General features: G+C 39.1%; 18 protein-coding genes. 5 read left to right on the forward strand and 13 right to left on the reverse strand.

Annotated features, from left to right (window positions below; all coding sequences use genetic code 11):
* Positions 1–13: 13 nt before the first annotated feature.
* Both B212_RS35950 and B212_RS35955 read right to left on the reverse strand, forming a co-directional pair.
* Entirely contained in the window at positions 14–220 is a 207-nt protein-coding gene (locus B212_RS35950) for a helix-turn-helix domain-containing protein (protein WP_019912429.1), read from the reverse strand.
* Positions 221–400: 180 nt separating this feature from the next.
* Complete coding sequence (locus B212_RS35955; RefSeq protein WP_019912430.1) at positions 401–694, reverse strand: primase-like DNA-binding domain-containing protein; 294 nt, start codon at positions 692–694, stop codon at positions 401–403.
* A gap of 47 nt (positions 695–741) precedes the next feature.
* On the opposite strand from B212_RS35955, the gene B212_RS35960 reads away from it, so the two are divergent.
* Entirely contained in the window at positions 742–1,200 is a 459-nt protein-coding gene (locus B212_RS35960; RefSeq protein WP_019912431.1) for a helix-turn-helix domain-containing protein, read from the forward strand.
* On the forward strand, positions 1,197–1,871 hold the full coding sequence (locus tag B212_RS35965; RefSeq protein WP_019910227.1) for an IS630 family transposase: 675 nt from the start codon (positions 1,197–1,199) through the stop codon (positions 1,869–1,871). Before B212_RS35960 ends, B212_RS35965 begins: the two co-directional genes overlap by 4 nt.
* Here the strand turns inward: B212_RS35965 and B212_RS31805 are convergent.
* From B212_RS31805 to B212_RS33265, 7 genes are all read right to left on the reverse strand, one after another.
* Complete coding sequence (locus tag B212_RS31805) at positions 1,845–3,233, reverse strand: DNA primase family protein (RefSeq protein ID WP_198015870.1); 1,389 nt, start codon at positions 3,231–3,233, stop codon at positions 1,845–1,847. The two genes, B212_RS35965 and B212_RS31805, sit on opposite strands and share 27 nt — an antisense overlap.
* Positions 3,208–3,786 carry a hypothetical protein gene (locus B212_RS0118320; protein WP_019912433.1) on the reverse strand — a complete coding sequence of 193 codons (579 nt, stop codon included), beginning with the start codon at positions 3,784–3,786 and terminating at the stop codon, positions 3,208–3,210. Before B212_RS0118320 ends, B212_RS31805 begins: the two co-directional genes overlap by 26 nt.
* A gap of 182 nt (positions 3,787–3,968) precedes the next feature.
* Positions 3,969–5,330 carry a hypothetical protein gene (locus B212_RS0118325; RefSeq protein ID WP_019912434.1) on the reverse strand — a complete coding sequence of 454 codons (1,362 nt, stop codon included), beginning with the start codon at positions 5,328–5,330 and terminating at the stop codon, positions 3,969–3,971.
* Positions 5,331–5,337: 7 nt separating this feature from the next.
* Positions 5,338–5,538: a helix-turn-helix domain-containing protein gene (locus B212_RS35970; protein ID WP_019912436.1), complete on the reverse strand. Its 201-nt coding sequence runs from the start codon at positions 5,536–5,538 to the stop codon at positions 5,338–5,340.
* A gap of 194 nt (positions 5,539–5,732) precedes the next feature.
* Positions 5,733–6,809: a copper amine oxidase N-terminal domain-containing protein gene (locus tag B212_RS0118335; protein ID WP_019912437.1), complete on the reverse strand. Its 1,077-nt coding sequence runs from the start codon at positions 6,807–6,809 to the stop codon at positions 5,733–5,735.
* A gap of 101 nt (positions 6,810–6,910) precedes the next feature.
* The gene (locus tag B212_RS35060; RefSeq protein WP_019912438.1) at positions 6,911–7,072 is read right to left on the reverse strand and encodes a hypothetical protein; all 162 of its coding nucleotides are present in this window, start codon (positions 7,070–7,072) and stop codon (positions 6,911–6,913) included.
* A 17-nt stretch (positions 7,073–7,089) separates the two neighbouring features.
* Positions 7,090–7,659: a hypothetical protein gene (locus B212_RS33265; RefSeq protein WP_019912439.1), complete on the reverse strand. Its 570-nt coding sequence runs from the start codon at positions 7,657–7,659 to the stop codon at positions 7,090–7,092.
* 195 nt (positions 7,660–7,854) lie between these two features.
* Between B212_RS33265 and B212_RS0118350 the strand changes: the two genes are divergently transcribed.
* Positions 7,855–8,199, forward strand: a complete 345-nt coding sequence (locus tag B212_RS0118350) for a helix-turn-helix domain-containing protein (protein ID WP_019912440.1) — start codon at positions 7,855–7,857, stop codon at positions 8,197–8,199.
* A 6-nt stretch (positions 8,200–8,205) separates the two neighbouring features.
* On the opposite strand, the gene radC is transcribed toward B212_RS0118350, so the two are convergent.
* Positions 8,206–8,808 (reverse strand): RadC family protein, encoded by a 603-nt coding sequence (radC, locus tag B212_RS0118355; RefSeq protein WP_019912441.1) that lies wholly within the window; start codon positions 8,806–8,808, stop codon positions 8,206–8,208.
* Between the two features lie 441 nt (positions 8,809–9,249).
* Between radC and B212_RS0118360 the strand changes: the two genes are divergently transcribed.
* Together B212_RS0118360 and B212_RS0118365 are read left to right on the forward strand one after the other, a co-directional pair.
* Positions 9,250–11,808 (forward strand): ATP-binding protein, encoded by a 2,559-nt coding sequence (locus tag B212_RS0118360; protein ID WP_019912442.1) that lies wholly within the window; start codon positions 9,250–9,252, stop codon positions 11,806–11,808.
* Positions 11,809–11,828: 20 nt separating this feature from the next.
* Positions 11,829–13,013 (forward strand): hypothetical protein, encoded by a 1,185-nt coding sequence (locus B212_RS0118365; protein WP_019912443.1) that lies wholly within the window; start codon positions 11,829–11,831, stop codon positions 13,011–13,013.
* 375 nt (positions 13,014–13,388) lie between these two features.
* Here the strand turns inward: B212_RS0118365 and B212_RS0118370 are convergent, their stop codons facing one another.
* The 3 genes from B212_RS0118370 to B212_RS0118380 all read right to left on the reverse strand — a co-directional run bounded on the left by B212_RS0118370 (position 13,389) and on the right by B212_RS0118380 (position 16,864).
* Positions 13,389–14,981, reverse strand: coding sequence for an extracellular solute-binding protein (locus B212_RS0118370; RefSeq protein ID WP_028530916.1), 1,593 nt, complete (start codon positions 14,979–14,981; stop codon positions 13,389–13,391).
* Between the two features lie 62 nt (positions 14,982–15,043).
* Positions 15,044–15,925: a carbohydrate ABC transporter permease gene (locus tag B212_RS0118375; protein ID WP_019912445.1), complete on the reverse strand. Its 882-nt coding sequence runs from the start codon at positions 15,923–15,925 to the stop codon at positions 15,044–15,046.
* 12 nt (positions 15,926–15,937) lie between these two features.
* Complete coding sequence (locus B212_RS0118380; RefSeq protein WP_019912446.1) at positions 15,938–16,864, reverse strand: ABC transporter permease; 927 nt, start codon at positions 16,862–16,864, stop codon at positions 15,938–15,940.
* Positions 16,865–16,918 lie beyond the last annotated feature (54 nt).

Below are 16,918 nucleotides of genomic sequence, written 5' to 3' on the forward strand. Positions count from 1 at the left end.
GATTCAGATCTTGTTAATCGTTTTCAGTCAGATTTATCGTCTGCCCGACATTTTGCTCCATCCACTCAAATAATTTTGCCCGGTATATAAGGACCCTTCTACCCACCTTCACTTTTGGGAAATCCTGTCTTGCCACGAGCTTATGAATGGTAGAACGCCCTAACGGTAATATGGAGTACAGATCGGATATTGATAAAATCTCCTTACTTATTGCACCCATTTTCACATCTCCTTATTTCTATAATATGGTATCTAAAATCACGACTCTGCGCTGTAGACTGACGTTGCAGTTACGCAGACTTGTCGATCTACGTTTGAAGATGTTTAAACCATTAATATATATAGAACACGATCAAATGTAGACAATGTAGACTTAAAACACCTATGCTTCATACTAATATCATTTTAGTTGCATACCACGATACCCCCACAATGGGTCCGATCCATTCATACGGAATTTACAGGCCTTAACTCCCAACTTCTCTATTTCTACATAGAATTCCGCCTTGCTTACAGGCCTCAAGCCATTCTCGTGACAGAAGTTAAGATAAGCTGGGTAAAGCTGTTTCCTATGAACTTTTATTTCTTCATCAATAGCATCGGTTATGCATCTATCCCGAACGAATTCTTGCACATTATTCAGTTGTGATATATAACGTTCTTTAAAGCGCCTAGTACCTTGACCGCATAGCATTTTAGACTTACCCTCTTAATATAGAAGTATACGGGAGGGTTAAACCAATGTACAAAAAATATAAGATAGAATTGAGTCTAAAAGAACGGGAGCAGATTAATCAATGTATTCATGACAAGAAGACATCCAAAGGCATCCGCAATCGCTGCCTCATTTTGTTATTGGCTGATGAGAGTCAGGGGCAGATTCCAAAACAGATTGAAATTGCCCAGCGTGTTGGTGTCAGCGATGTTACCGTCTATCATACAATAAAAGACTATTGTACGTATGGGCTGGAATCGACACTTCACTATCGGCAACGTCCCAATCCCGGCCGTCCGGCTGCGATTACCGGAGAAGAGGAAGCTCGGATCATTGCACTCGCGTGTTCTGAGCCACCAAACGGATATGCCCGCTGGACGATTCGTCTTCTGACAAGTCGAGTGATTGAACTGGGTATTCTGGAGTCCGTTGGACGGGAAACCATTCGCCAAACGTTAAAAAAACGAAACTTAAGCCTCATTTGAAAAAGCAATGGTGCATACCCGCAAAAGCCAATGCTGAATTTGTTGCCCGCATGGAAGACGTGCTTGAAACCTACGCCCTCCCGTATGATTTCGAGATCCCGCTCATTTGTATGGATGAGCAGCCTGTGCAACTGCTGGATCACACCCGCCCGCCGGAGAAGATGAAACCAGGGAAGGTACGCCGGGAAGACTATGAATACGAGCGTAAAGGTAGTTGCACCCTGTTTTTATTCACAGAACCTTTGGCCGGTTGGCGCCACGTTTGTGCGAGCCAAAGACGGACCAAATCGGATTGGGCAGAACAGATCCGCGAATTGCTCGAAGTCCACTATCCAAAGGCGAAGCGCATTCGACTTGTCATGGATAACTTGAATACGCATACCCTCTCATCGCTGTATGAAACTTTTTCTCCTGATGTAGCGCTCTCGTTAGCAAAGCGTTTGGAGATCCACTACACACCGAAGCATGGAAGCTGGCTAAATATTGCTGAAATTGAACTGAGCGCAATGACGATACAATGTCTGCACCGCCGAATTAGCTCAATTGAACAATTACAGCAAGAAGTAACGGCTTGGAAAGTCAAGCGCAACCAGGATCAAAAATCGGTCCAGTGGCAATTCACAACCGAGGAAGCCAGAGGCAAATTAAAACATTTGTATCCTAAAATCTAAAACGGTCAAGGTACTAGCATCTTCACTCTCCAAAAAAACAAAATCATTGTCTATCAAATCTTCAAGTCCTTCCAACGCCCACTTAACAATATAATCTTTCTCTGAGAGCAGCTTTTTTATCAGGCTTTTGTCTCTCTGATTTTCAGGGATACTGTTATTGAACATAAAGAAAGCAATCCGATCTGTAAAAGCTGTAGTTCCATCCAGCTTCTTGAGAAGAGGCATTTGGTTACCACAAGCTACAAGCTTCGTTTTACTTTGAAAATGGAAAGGGTCCTTACCTTTTTTTTCTGCTGTAATAAGATCACCACCAGTTAAGGCCTTAATAATGTCCGTTGCCTTCAAAGTGCCGCTCTCATCCATTTCAGCAGTTACGTTAAGCTTGGAATGTAACAGTTCCGCTGTCATAAATCTATTTTCTGAGAGTTGCTTTAAGGTTAACGATGTTGTATATTTCGAACCGATCAGCGCTCTAAACAGTTCCAACCATACGCTCTTGCCAGTGTGAGGCTGCCCTATTAAAACAAAGAACTTCTTGGCTCTCCACTCATTACTGATGATATATCCGGTTAGTTGTTGCAAAGATTGTATTTTTTGTGGATCGCCTTCGGTACAATCATCCAAAAACCTTAGAAAGTTATTTCCATTGATTGAAAAATCATATGGAGAGTTTTCTTTATACTCAGCATCTATATGGCTTGTAAACATGAAATTAGGAGCGTGAGGATAAGTCTTCCAATTCATAGTGTTTAAGACGCAATTTTTAAAATTGATATGGTCATTGTGCCTGTCAAACTCCTCAAATGTAGCTTGTAGTTCTGGCTCGCTTACCAGTCTATGGACAACATCCATCATTTTGTTCTTGCCAAGCTTCATGTCAATTTCTGCTGGAAGACATTTTCGAATTTCAACAAAAAGATCCTGCTCAGATATTTTTTCGTAGCAGCCGTTCAATTCGTTGTACAAAAAGCTAATTCCGTTTACGCACTTTACATTGCGATTACCCATAAATTGCTTCTTAACGCTGAAATCCAACGGCGTTTTTGATTCGGCCTTCTTCTTGTCCTTTTTCTTAGCTGAAGAAGAAGCAACTTCACTAACATCTTCCCTATTCATTTGTAATTCGGATTTAGTTAAAAAGTTCTCATGCGAGTCACTATAAGATGGTTCAATCGCTTTAACTTGGAAGAATGGGACAGAGTTAGACTCAACTAACTCTGTCTCTTTTCTTCTTAGATAATCATTAGTTAGTTTACCATCACTGAAATATTCTTCTGCATTGGAAGAGATATAATGATTCTCTTCCTCATTCATGTAATCTCTGTATTTCCTAGACTTATTCTTCCCCATCGCTTTGTTCATCCTCCATAGCAATGAATTTTTCGCACAGGCCTGGAAATTCATTATTTAACATGCTGTAGGCAATAGTCCGAATTCTTTTTTTAATTGCAGGAATAGTTGTGAATATATGGCTTACTTGGTTTATAAACAGACTGCCATCATACAATGACAGTTGAACAAAATCAGGAGTTTCTACGAAAGTAATTATCAGAGCATCGGAATCATTACCGTCTGCAAACTTTGAGTAGGCTCCGTTGAAATTGACATGGAACTTAACATTTTCATTTTTCCTACTATCTATCCAGACCCTTATGAAATCTGCATTATCGTTTACTTTCGCAGGAAAAGAATAGACCTTATCCCCATATCTACCCATGCATACCTTATTCGCGTTGCTTCTATAACCTATTAGTAATGTCGCATTCTCAAGCACTGTAGCGTCAAAGGTTACAAGAGCTTCGGTTTTATTTACTCCAAGCAATTGGATATCTTCTTCTTTTTTCTCCGTTTTTAAGTGTAGAAGTTTTTGTTCGGATTGATCGAGATGATTAAGTAGCGTAATTTTATTTTTCATTGTTAATCGACTCCTTGGCAATTGGTGTAGGTGAGGCGCCTCTGTAAAAAGGATATCAATATATTAAAATACCGTAGATACCCAAACACATCCCAATTAACTCCAAACCATGTATTGACATAAACACGCATATATGCATCAACAAAAAAAGGCGATGCCCCTACATACAAGGCATCGCTTCTTCAAGCTAAATACTCTCTAAAGTATTGTTTTTCAATCAACTCAGCAACCGTTTCTATTAGGTATGAAGGATTTTCTTCATTTATAGACATCCTATATTTATCGTAATGTATCTCGCTCCTCAAATAACCAATGGGATTAAGAAAAATCTCTGAAATTGGCTTAGCGGTCTTAGTCATTTTATTTATGCTTTCCAAGATCGGTTTGATTTTTGAAAATTCCAGTTCAACTAGTTCCCATTCAGAAGATAATCTAAAAGGAAACAACTCTACGCCTTTTAGTTTAATCTCCTCCGTTTCAAAAGAGAAGGGAAACACCCTTTCTTCTAGATATGTATATTTCTCGTAATGTTCCATGGATTCACGCATGTGTATTTCATCGAATTTCAGACTTCCTTCTCTCCATAGATAAATAAAATATAATTCCATAATTGGAATTACAATCAGTGCCATGGATATAATTGCAGTAGCTTTATCTTCATCAATGTAAACTCTCCCAGAAGAATTAATAGATTCATATATATTTATCAAATAAGAAAGCCTTCCATTATTCGCGAACAACGCAGATAAACTCATTATCTTATAGTATGAACTCCTCACTGGAGAATCAATATTGTTTGTCATCATAAAAATTTTACTCGCTAATCCAAGGTTATATTCTCTTTCAAAAATCATTTTGTTGATAAGTGAATTATGCACGGAGTTATAATCATAAAATTGTGATTTCACTTTTCCATTAACAGGAAATTCTTTTATTAAGAAATTGAAGTATTCATAGTATTTAAGGTGTATCTTCTCAATTACATTTTGATGCTTATTAATGAAAGTTTGATTAGGTTTACTTGTTCCAGTATCTTTTAATATTCCATGAATTTTGTAATTAAGTGCTATGTAAGAAACAAAGGGTGCAAAAATTGCAGGGGTTTTAAAGGATTGTTCATCTGGTGGAAGCTCTAAGTATGCACCTAAGGTTTTTTTAAAATGCTTTATTCCCATGCGGGATGCTTCTTCGGAAACAAGCAAATCATTAATTAGTTTATTCTCTTTTTTTCTAATTCTGGCAAGATCAAAGATATCGTAGGCTATGCGAATAAGGCTACTTGAATTTTTTACATATTCATTGCTACCCAAACTATCTATAGTCCAGCAATTAAAAATCAAATGGCTGCACAAATCCTCCTTAAATTGAAAAATCCCAGAAAATAAATCCTGAGTTGCTTGGGGCATTATTCCTTTACATGAATTGAATACATATTCAGCTAACTCCCAAGGAGACTTAACATGGATAGGAACTTCAAGATTTAACTGATAATTTAATAACGCTTCCCTTAACTCTTCTTGTGATCTTGTTTTAAAGTGTATCACTTCTTCATTAACTCCTTTGCTTCAATAAGCTCTGATTCTTAGCAATTATGTAATCCGTAACCGCACTTCTTTCGATGCGATGAACATTATTAATCCTAAAAGACCGAAGTTCCCCCGAATTAACTAATTTATATGCGGTGTTCATTCCGATCTGAAGTAACTCTGCCAACTGAGCAACTGTTATTATTTCATTGTAATCATCATACATTATCTTCACCTTACCTTTCTTATTATTTTACTTAAATGTTCATTAAGTCTCCTTAACTTGTGTTATTCCCCCTTAAACTACTTTATTCTCCACCTATACTAAAACTGGTTTTACTACAATAGGATGTTACAAACAAAAAAAAGAGAGAATCAATTAGATGATTTCTCTCTTTAAAATATATATCAAACTGTATCTTAGCCAGCCGCACCCGCACCTTCTTCAAATTTGAACGACTTCAGGAATTTATCAATAAACTCGTTCTGTTTAGGGATAGTATTAATATCAAATTCCCCTTTCTGATAGTAAGCAATACTTTCCAATTTCAAAATAATCACTGAATATCCTTTGAACAAAATAAACTCTTCCATAACATTGCCCTGTGTAGGATTACTATCTGCAACGTCTATTTTTAAAAATGTGTACGATGCGTCAGCATCTTGAATTTTCCCATTAATTACATCGGCGTAGCTGTATACTATACCTGAAGAGTTATATCCCTCACCTACCGTTCTCCCTGTTCTTTCCATGAACTGTTTTGGAGTTTCATTAGGTTCCAATTCAAAAACATCACCTGTAATTGTTGTCTTGTAATCACTGTAGAACACGGTATGATAGTCATATAAGTTGTTTGTCGAATTTGCGCTATAAAACTTATCTATTACATATGGGTTTCCCCAAGCAAGCGGATATTCTATAGAATATGTTGCTCCTCCATCATGATATCGGCCTACTGTATTAGAGACTTTCTCAAAGTGATTCCCTTCAAACCATAATCCCGTAACACCGCTTTTAGAGTAGAAAAGAGAAATAACTTGATTAGACCCATGCCAAACTATCTTTATGCCCAATTGTTCACTTAAGAAACGTAAAGGAACCATTGTACGGCCTTCTATGACTGTCGGTGCTGTACTTAAGGTCTTTGAGACACTGTTAACCATAGCTTTCTTTTGATCAAGCCACAGCACGACGCTGCGCTCGTTTAAATTGATTGTTAACTTATTTTCTTTGCTACTCCAGGCTGTATTTCCGCCAAGCTCCTTAATGATACTTGAAACAGGGAGTAAAGTGTTCCCACCTCTGACTATAGGAACCGTATCCTTCCCCGGATCAATTTCCTTTAGTTCCCCATCTACATACATCTCCGGGTTATTGACTTTAAGGACGATTTGAGTTATCTCGCCATCATCCTGATTTGATTCAGCTAATGAGATAGACGCAGTACCGAAAAAAACAATTAAAAATATCTGCAAAATTAATGTCGCTTTTTTCATTTCATGTCTCCTTCAATATTACTAATGCCTAAACTAGAAGAGGCTGCATAAGTATTCTTGGTTAAAATCAAACCTCTTTACTTATGCAGCTGACAATAAAACTAATTGTTTATTCTTTTTGCCGAGATAATAAACCCAATACCTGATAACAGTCCAGATGTTGCTCCTATCATTGCTGCGATTCCTATGTCACCTAACATAAATCCACCTAAAATCAATCCTACAATCCCAACTATAATCAGCAATATTCCAATAATTCTCATTCAGGTAGTCAGCCTCCCTAAGGTATTAATTCTATTACTACAGCTTCTAATTTTGGGATTGTGATGTTCCCGCCTATAGTCGATTCATACGTTATCAACCCTTTAGAATACGCCCAAACACTTACTAAATCTTCTTCAAGGATACGTGACTCACCATCGTTTCTTTCATATGTAACTAACACGGTATCTTCATATCCGTACTCACCTTTGGTCACATTAATCCTATACTGAACTCCCTTGCCTTTGCTTGATTCAATCACTTGAACAACTTCACCACTAAATAAAACTTTCTGATCCATATATTGATCAGGATTCCTTGCTAATTCCTTGTAGGGATAAACCTGTGATTCTTGCTTAAATTGATCGAGATCAAATGGAACCGGTGTTGGATCAACGGTTTTTTCGCTATTGATGGAGTTACCTGATTGACTAGAATTTTGGTTCTGGACGGACTCATCATCGTCAATTGCAAAAATTCCAATCAGAATAAATATCCCTAAAAGAACTGAAAAACTAATTAATATAAACTTTAAGCAACCACCTTTCTTTTTAATGGGTTCGTGATTTTTAGAATTTCCAATTACCACTGGCTGATGATCTTACGTGCTTGACAAGACGCCGTCCTCCTTTTTACCTATATTATTCCATGCCGATTATACTGGCAGGAATAGCGCCTGTCAATCACTATAGTAATTATTATTTATAGTTACTATAGTGATTTGTTGACTGCGATATTACCGACTATGGTTTTTATAAAGATTGGTTACTGTAGAGGTGATATTATGAGTAATGTATCTACGCTTGTTGGGGAAAAGATAAGAATGATAAGACAACAAAAAGGATTCAGTCAGGAGAGCCTTGCATTCAAAGCAGGCTTAACACCTTCTTACGTGGGGCAAGTAGAGCGTGGACAAAAAAGTGCAACCATTGACACTTTAGAGAAAATTGCTGTTTCTTTAGATGTAACACTCGAAGAGATTTTTCGTTCAGCAACAATGAATTCCGTTGAAATGGATTATTCAACACTAGACAAAATCATCTTTCAACTGCACGGGCGTAGCCAGGATGAACAAGATGCAATCTATCAAATGGTTAAGCAAATTCTGGCCTTTAAAGATCAGAGATAATGTTTCTTACATAAACCCTTTCTCTTTAAAAGATACAAAGACATCATTTCCTACAATTACATGGTCAAGCAGCTCGATACCGATTACATTTCCTGCCAATACCAAACGCTTTGTTAAGTCGATATCCTCTTGGCTGGGCGAGGGATCTCCAGATGGATGATTGTGGATAGCAATAATTGCGGCACTACATCTCTTGATTGCTGCATAATAAACTTCTCTTGGGTGTACTATTGCTGCATTTAAAGTACCAATAGAAATAACCTCTTTTGCAATCACATCATTTTTTGTACTCAGCATTAGCAAGATAAAGTGTTCCTTCTTTAAAAATTGCATCTCTGCTCTTACTAATTCAAAAACATCTTTTGGACTTTTGATCTTCCTATCTTTTGTATATGGCTTATTAAATTCTTTTGTAAGTTGTATTAATGAAGTAATTTGTCTTGCGCGTGATTTTCCAATTCCCTTTATCTGCATTAGTTCTTCCTCAGTTGCATTGACAAGATCGGTGTTAGGAAACTTTTTAAATATCTCCTCTACTACATAACTTCCCGGCTTCTCGAAGAGCGAAGCTGCGACTAGTGTTTTTAAAATGTCACCATACTGATTCATTGAATACCTCCAATTTATTATCATTTTTGGCAGACTAAAGAGCTGAATCAAGTTAAATTCAGCTCCATTGTTCTCCCATGGGGACTACCCATCGGCATAAGTATCAAGTTAATAATATATACTTGTAGAGCATAAGAATACTTTTCTCTATTTAAAGATTTAACTCAACTGTCGCAGAGCAAATTGACTTATTCTCAGGTCATGCTCTCCAATAAATTATTTTTAGATATGTACTTAGCATTGCTTTGAGCCCGATTCATAACAAACTAATAATTCACAATTCAAATATTCCATCCTTCCCATTTCATATCTCCTTGCAACGAAGATTTTAGTGGTTTGCTTTTCATTTTTATATAAAAGGAAAAAGACGGAAGTTGTCGAATAATTATATTTATTAGTGCTTTAGCAATGAATTATTTTATATATGGAAGGTGAAGCAATATGTCTTTAGCTACTAAACATCCAATAATTGAAGTAGGTAAAAATGTTGATGAAGTAAAAGTATCCATCGGACCACGATTCTTAGAACTTTTCAGCGAGAATCTCTACACTTCTCCTAATAAAGCATTTGAAGAATTAATTTCAAATTCATGGGATGCAGGAGCAACTAGAACTTTCATCGGTATTCCAGAGCAAAAAATAACACAAAATTCTGCAATATGGGTCCTCGATAACGGGATCTCTATGGATCTTGATGGAATAAAAAAACTTTGGAATATTGCAATTTCTACTAAAAGAAAAGAACGACAGGTTAGTAAAAGAGCACCTATAGGTCGTTTTGGTATTGGCAAACTCGCAACATATTTATTAGCTAATCAAGTCACCTACTTATGCAAAGCAAAAGATGGAATTGTCAGAGCCGTGACTTTTGATTATCGAGATATTCATAAATTTAATGATGATTTATTAAGTATTGATCCTTCCTCTGCACTTAGCTTAAATGTACGAGAAATAAGTGAGGTGGAACTGTCAGGAGTTCTTGAGTCATTCCAAGAACATGGAAAAGTGATTGAAACCATAATAAAATCAAAATTCGAAATATCTCCTTTGATCAATGGGGATTTCATTGATGAATTCGTATATGAAGAAGAAACTCAGGAAGTATTAGTAGATGATAATGATACTTGGACTTTGGTTGTTCTTTCTGATCTTAAAAATGCTGGGACTAATATTCAATTAGGCCGTTTAAAAAGAATGCTCCGTGCTGCTCTTCCACTAGGGTCAGCAATGAGAATTATACTTAATGAGGAGGAACTACTCCCGACCAAATCTGATATTGAAATTTTAGATCATTGGATACTTGGTAGAGACAGTATTGTTGATAAAGTTATCTCCTCCACAGGAGAAATTTCAAATGTTGAAAACTACTCTGAGCCTAATTTTTATGTGAGAATAGATGGTATAGATGGGAAAATCACAGGAACTATTAAATTATATAAAGAATCAATAAACAGCGGGAAAAGCGAGTCAAATGGCCCATCAAATGGTTTTTTTGTTAATGTACTTGGTAGAGTTATAAATATGGATGACCCATTTTTCGGATTAAAGGATTTAAGTTTTGCTATCTGGGCAAGATTACGTGTTACTATTAGAGCTGATGGTTTGGACGAACATCTAAAAGTCAGCAGAGAGGGAATTCAAGAAAGTGATGCATTGATTTTATTCAGATCATTTTTAATGGCTATATTTAATGAGATAAGAAAAGTTTACAATAAATACTCTGCTCCTGCATTCCCTTCAGCAGGAGAAATCCTTACTAATAATTGGAGTACTCCAGTTGTAAAACCATTATATGATTTAGTTAAAGATACCATTAATGATGTCCAAGATATGCCGAAGTTTGTTGACACAACGGATGTTGATAGTTCTGAACTTACAGATATAAAAACAGATTGGGAAACTAAGGGGAAAGATTTTAAAGTTGTGGAAGACATTGATTTGGACAAAGATGGAGACCCTGAAACTCCATTGATTAGATATCATTTAAAAAGCAGAAAAATTTATGTTAATCAGAATCATCCGTTTGCTAAAGAACACTCTACTCCAGAGGAATTAAACCTGTTATTAGATACAGCTTTTGTTGAAATAATGGCAGATACATATGCATCTGAACATGGGGTTGATTATAGCGTAATTGAAGAAATTCAAAGTTATAGGGATCATGTTTATCGTCTAATGGCAAGGGTTCGTAGAAAAACAGGAGTTGAAATTTCAAACTTATTACATGAAGTCGCCACCACTCATGCTAAAGGGATGGAACAAGCAATTGGGGATGCCCTTGAATACTTAGGATTTTTAGTTGACCGGAAAGGGCAGCCTGGTGAACCCGAAGGTGTCGCAACGGCACTTCTCTCGGCTAAAGACGATAGAGTTAGAACTTATACATTCACCTATGATGCTAAAGTCTCTTCACATGGTAAAGCTAAAACGCAGAATTTAAATGTTGCTGGATTAGTCCGTCATAGAAACAATTACAATGCTGACTATACTCTTGTAGTTGCACCTGATTATCAAGGCGGCGCTGTAGATGAAGAATGTAAAGAGCACAAGATTACACCTATGACGGCTTCCCAGTTAGGAAACCTACTTATGCTTGCTGCTACAAATGGCCCTATTGATCTTGAAGAGTTTAAGTTACTATTAGAATGTAATACAATAGATGACCTCTCTACTGGAATATATGCTTTAAAAGAAAAGCATGAAAATAAAAGACCCAAAATATCCTTTCAATCAATTATTGAAGCTATTGAAAAATTCAACTTTAATGGTCCTAATCCAATAACTCCAGAAACTATCGCTAGTAAAATCGGGCTTATTACAGGTGATGAACCTTCCAGACAAGATGTTATGAAAGTAATTAAAGGACTTGAAATTTTATTTTCAAATATCATTACTATCTCAGGAAATGATATTTATATTCATACTTCAGTAAGTAAATTCAAGACGGAAATCCTACGTCAGTTACAGTTTGTACCTGCTGAATACCGCTCATTATTCTAAAAAAAGGTGTTGTTAGTAATATGAACTCTCATAAATCAATTCATCCTTTTCCGGCTAGAATGGCGCCAGAAATAGCTTTTAACACACTCTCAAGCTTTAAATCACCGATTACAGTCCTTGACCCAATGACAGGATCAGGAACTGTACTTAGAGTTGCCAATTCACTTGGTCATAACACAGTTGGATTCGACATGGACCCACTAGCCGTCTTAATGTCAAGAGTCTGGGTAACACCGATTGATATTAATGCATTAATGGAAGAAGCTGGGGAACTAATAGAACAAGCTGAACATTTAACTTTACAAGAAGTTAAACTACATTGGATAGATTCCGATCAGGAGACTGCAGATTTTATTGAATTCTGGTTTGGTGAACATCAAAGAAATGCGCTTAGAAAACTCGCATTTCTATTACAGCATAGAGAGGATTCAATCAGCGATGCCCTAAGAGTAGCATTGAGTAGAATTATTATTACAAAAGATAACGGTGCCTCTTTAGCCAGGGATGTCTCTCATAGTAGGCCTCATAGAGTTAAAACTGAGTCAGAATTTGATGTTTATTCAAATTTCTTAAAATCAATAAAAAAACTATCAACAGTTTTTAATGGACTTTCAACAAATAAAGGCTTTCAGAGTGTAAACATAGCCCGTAATGACGCACGTAATATACCCCTTAAGGATTATTCAATTGATTATGTACTAACATCACCTCCATATCTTAATGCAATTGACTATCTTCGAGGACATAAATTAGCCTTGGTATGGTTTGGATATAAAATTTCAGATTTACGCAATATTCGTTCATCTTTGGTAGGTGCAGAAAAGGCTCTTAAAAAGCCTGAAGAGGATCAAAAAATAATATTCATGTTAGAACAGATGAGCAAACCAGATGAGGTAAACAGTAGAATGCAAGGAATTATGAAAAAGTTCGCCTATGATATGGGGCTTGTTATTTCTGAAATTGCGAGGGTACTAAAAAAAGATGGCTTAGCAACACTTATTGTTGGTAATTGTAACATCCAAGGAACTTATTTCAATACTGCAAGGTTGATGGAGATTATTGCTAATCAATATGATTTGACACTCATTGAAACTGTAGAAAGACCACTAAATCCAACAAGAAGATATTTACCACCTCCTAAAAATCAGATTAGTTCCTTAAGTAAAAGGATGTCTAGCGAATCAATTCTTACATTTGTAAAATAACACCACATTTTATAGTCTTCATTATTGATATCCATGCATGGTGAAAGCGTGATTCAGGGAGAATTGTCATGATTCTCCCCTGCTTCGGAGGCGTAGCCGTCTGCCTCTGGTCATTATGGATTAGCGGTAACAATGTAGCAATAATGTAGTAACGCCGATAATACTGAACAACACACCTTACTACTCAACAGCAATACCAACTTTATATTTATACTGAATAACACCATTCAAGACCCCGTAACACGCCAAAAAACCCCCGCCCCATGCTTCGGGAGCAAGAGGTCGCAGGTTCAAATCCTGTCGTCTCGACCATACATACTTAAGGATTCGCGGCTTTCGGGCTGCGATTTTTTGCATTTACAGGCGGGTTTGGATCTATTTCTTATTGGCAGCCACATAGGCGTCTACTTGTTTCTGCACTTCAGCCACAACCTTGTCGGAGCCCGCCTTCTTCAGACGGTCACGGAGACTTTGGACATCTTCTTCCGCACTCTGCTTGAGAATACCGTAGACCATCGGCTTCTCGTATTGCTCCAGTATATTGTTAATGGTCGCAAGCTCGTTCTTCACATTGCTGTCATCGAATACAAACGATTGTAATGTCGGACTGATTGCAGTTGCGAGCATGTTATCACGCATCGTCTGGTAATCAGGTATACCTCCGCCGATAGTCTTGTACAGCTTATCATCCCGCCAGCCCCACGGACTTGCACTGTCAGGCGCGAAATTGGAATTGTCAGCCAGAGGAACGATACTCTTGCCATCGTCGGACAGCTTGTAATGTTTGCCTTCGATTCCATAGGTCGTGAGATTAAAATAGCGTTCATCGTTGCGGAACAAGTCCAGCATCATTAACGCCCGTTCAGGGTTCCGGGAAGCCCGGTTGATGGCAATGCCACCCTGGATGAACGGCTTCATATCGACGGGATTGCCGTAGTTGGCATCGGCAGCGATGACTTTCCAATCCGGGTGCTGTTCATTGACTGCAATATATTTGGAGTTCATCGTCAGCAGGTTGCCGCCCGTACTGGGCACTTTTCCGTTCAGGAAGTCATCGCCGTCGGACGATTTGTTGACCATGGCACTCTTGGAGATGATGCCTTTATCCACCCATTCTTTGGCAACCTTAATCCCTTCTACAAACGCGTCGGTGTCGATAAACGGAAATACTTTCGGGGAAGCCTCCGTTCCATCGTAATAAAAGTGGTAGTTCCCCATATCTCCGACCCCGAACCAGTTCCTCATCTTGTCAGCCGGAAGGTACATCGGCATCCCCCACCAGGTCACGCCGCCCCCGAGGATTGGAGGTTTCTTCGTGTCATTCGCGAAAGCTTCATTATATTTCTCAATGCTCTTGGAGTCCTTCATCACATCCTCAACCTTCAACCCGTATTTGGCGAGCAGATCGCCGCGAAGAAGCATGAAGGTCCCTTGGATTTCTTTGTAGTTGTAGGGAAGCATATATACTTTGCCGTCGATCTTGGCTTGCTCCCATGCTTCCGGGTACATGTTCGCCGCTGTTTTCGGCATATATTGATTAATCATATCCTTGGTAATCTCCAGGAAGCCCCCCTTGCTCGCCTGTGTGCTGTATTGTGCCCAGTTGGCCGTGAAGATCAGATCAAAATCATCGCCGGATGCGAACAGAAGTGGATATTTCTGCCCCCATTCCGCCCAGGAGAGGAATTTGACATCTACCGTCGCATTGATATCCTGTTTTAGAAGCTTGTTGACTTCACCGTACACCAGATCAAAGTCTTTTGGCTTCTCACCGATGAGATACATTTTAAGCTTCACTTCTTTGGAAGTGTCCACGCTTCCGCTGGCTCCCGGAGAAGCCGCTGCAGATTCCGCAGGAGTGCTTGAAGAGGCTTCGTTGCTGTTTGCTGAACCTCCGCAGCCGGCGAGTACAAATGTTAGAATCAGAGTTAGTGCTAGGATGCTTGGCCACCTGAACAGTTTTTTCATTTTGTTGTTCCCCCTTTTTTTAGCTTCAATATGATCATCCGGCAGTTTCACCGCATGCATCCTCATCCTTTGACCGCCCCTACCGTGATGCCTTTGACAAAATAACGCTGCACAAACGGATACAGAAGAATGATAGGTCCCGTTGTAACCAGGGTTATTGCCATTTTGTAGGCGTCAGTCGGCATATCGGAAACCGCGATCCCGGCCTGTTCGACCGCATAGCTCATAAATTCCATTTTGCTCAGGACCTGATATAAGTAATACTGGAGATTGTACATTTGCTCATTGTCTATGAACATCATGGTATTGAACCAATCATTCCAGTAGTTCAGCGCAATAAACAAGCCGATTGTGGCGAGCGCAGGCTTCAGCAAGGGCAGAATCAAACGGGTGAAGATGGTGAAGTCCCCTGCTCCGTCAACCGTGGCGGACTCCCGGATAGCCTCCGGAATCGCGGAGACAAAGCTGCGCATGATCAGGATATAGAACACATTCAGCATAGGCGGCAGGATCAGGGCTAAGAGACTGTTTTTCATATGCAGATACTTAACCATCATGATGTACCACGGCACCAGTCCTCCGCTAAACAGCGTTGTGAAGTAAAAGTAGAAGGCGATATGATTCCGGTAACGGAAATCCTTGCAGTTAAGGACATATGCGGTCATGGCCGTAATCAAAAGGCCAACGGCTGTACCGGTCACCGTAACAAGAATTGTAACGCCGTAGGCTCTTACGAGTGCGCCTGAGGTTTCGAATAGCAGGGTATACGCTTTGCCGGACCATTCGGAAGGCCACAGCGTGTATCCGTGCAGGTTGATCGCTTCCTGAGTCATGAAAGACCCGGTGATCACCAGCCAAAACGGGATCAGGCAAAGCAGGGCAAAGATACCGACGATGATATAACCGAGTGTGTTGAACCACGCACGGTCTGCTTGCAGGCGCATGCTGTCTCCTCCTTAGAATAATGCGTAGTCTTTTTGATATTTGCGAACAAAGTAGTTAACTGTAACGATGAGGATGAAAGACAGTACGGACTGGTAAAGACCTGCAGCCGAAGACATTCCGAACTCCTGGATGGTGAGCAGTGACCGTACAACGAACGTATCAATAACGTCTGTCGTATTAAAGACCAGGCCATTGTCGCCAACAATCTGATAGAACATCTGGAAGTCACCCTTGACGATCCCGCCTATGGAGAGCATCAGCAGGACTACTGCGGTCGGAATCAATGCAGGAAGCGTGATATGCCGGATTCTCTGAAAAATATTGGCTCCATCCATTTCGGCTGCCTCATAGGTTTCCGAGTCGATGCTCGTGATCGCTGCCAAATAGAAAACAGTGCCATAACCTACCGATTTCCAAGCGCTGAAGAAAATAAGAATATAGATCCACACCGTGGGGCTGGAATACGCATCGACCGGAGCCATACCAAACGATTTCAGCAAGGTGTTCAAGGAGCCGGTTTCGAAGCTGAACACATTGTAAATAAATGCCGATACCACAACCCAGGAAATGAAATACGGCAGAAAAATAGCCGACTGCAAAAATTTGCGGATGTATTTCCCTGCCATCTCGGCTAACAGAATAGCCATCACAATTTCAAGAAGGTTGTTCAAGGTCAGAAAAACCAGATTATAGAGGATTGTATTTTTGGTCACATGCCACAGTTGGCCGGATTCAAAGAAATAGCGAAAATTCTCAAACCCTACCCAGGGGCTGCCGAAAATACCGCCGATATAATCGTATTTTTTGAATGCAATTACGATTCCGGCCATAGGCAAATAAGCAAAGATAAAGAAGTACAGAATGGCCGGCAGAAGCATAAGCAGCTTAACCCTATGTTTTTTCAGCTCCCATAGAAACCCTTTCCCGATGGTGTTCATTTTCTTGTTCTCCCTTTCCATACTCTACTTTGTAACCTGTTCTCTGTGCTTAAT

This window comes from Paenibacillus sp. HW567 (genome assembly GCF_000374185.1).
In the GTDB taxonomy this organism is placed as follows: Bacteria; Bacillota; Bacilli; order Paenibacillales; family Paenibacillaceae; genus Paenibacillus_AQ.

Coding starts and splice junctions, on each gene's coding strand:
- B212_RS0118350 (WP_019912440.1), top strand. CDS start 7,855: ATGAGTAATGTATCTACGCTTGTTGGGGAAAAGATAAGAATGATAAGA.
- B212_RS35970 (WP_019912436.1), bottom strand. CDS start 5,538: ATGTATGATGATTACAATGAAATAATAACAGTTGCTCAGTTGGCAGAG.
- B212_RS31805 (WP_198015870.1), bottom strand. CDS start 3,233: ATGAACAAAGCGATGGGGAAGAATAAGTCTAGGAAATACAGAGATTAC.
- B212_RS0118370 (WP_028530916.1), bottom strand. CDS start 14,981: ATGAAAAAACTGTTCAGGTGGCCAAGCATCCTAGCACTAACTCTGATT.
- B212_RS35950 (WP_019912429.1), bottom strand. CDS start 220: ATGGGTGCAATAAGTAAGGAGATTTTATCAATATCCGATCTGTACTCC.
- B212_RS0118380 (WP_019912446.1), bottom strand. CDS start 16,864: ATGAACACCATCGGGAAAGGGTTTCTATGGGAGCTGAAAAAACATAGG.
- B212_RS35960 (WP_019912431.1), top strand. CDS start 742: ATGTACAAAAAATATAAGATAGAATTGAGTCTAAAAGAACGGGAGCAG.
- B212_RS0118335 (WP_019912437.1), bottom strand. CDS start 6,809: ATGAAAAAAGCGACATTAATTTTGCAGATATTTTTAATTGTTTTTTTC.
- B212_RS0118360 (WP_019912442.1), top strand. CDS start 9,250: ATGTCTTTAGCTACTAAACATCCAATAATTGAAGTAGGTAAAAATGTT.
- B212_RS35060 (WP_019912438.1), bottom strand. CDS start 7,072: ATGAGAATTATTGGAATATTGCTGATTATAGTTGGGATTGTAGGATTG.
- B212_RS0118320 (WP_019912433.1), bottom strand. CDS start 3,786: ATGAAAAATAAAATTACGCTACTTAATCATCTCGATCAATCCGAACAA.
- B212_RS35955 (WP_019912430.1), bottom strand. CDS start 694: ATGCTATGCGGTCAAGGTACTAGGCGCTTTAAAGAACGTTATATATCA.
- radC (WP_019912441.1), bottom strand. CDS start 8,808: ATGAATCAGTATGGTGACATTTTAAAAACACTAGTCGCAGCTTCGCTC.
- B212_RS0118365 (WP_019912443.1), top strand. CDS start 11,829: ATGAACTCTCATAAATCAATTCATCCTTTTCCGGCTAGAATGGCGCCA.
- B212_RS0118375 (WP_019912445.1), bottom strand. CDS start 15,925: ATGCGCCTGCAAGCAGACCGTGCGTGGTTCAACACACTCGGTTATATC.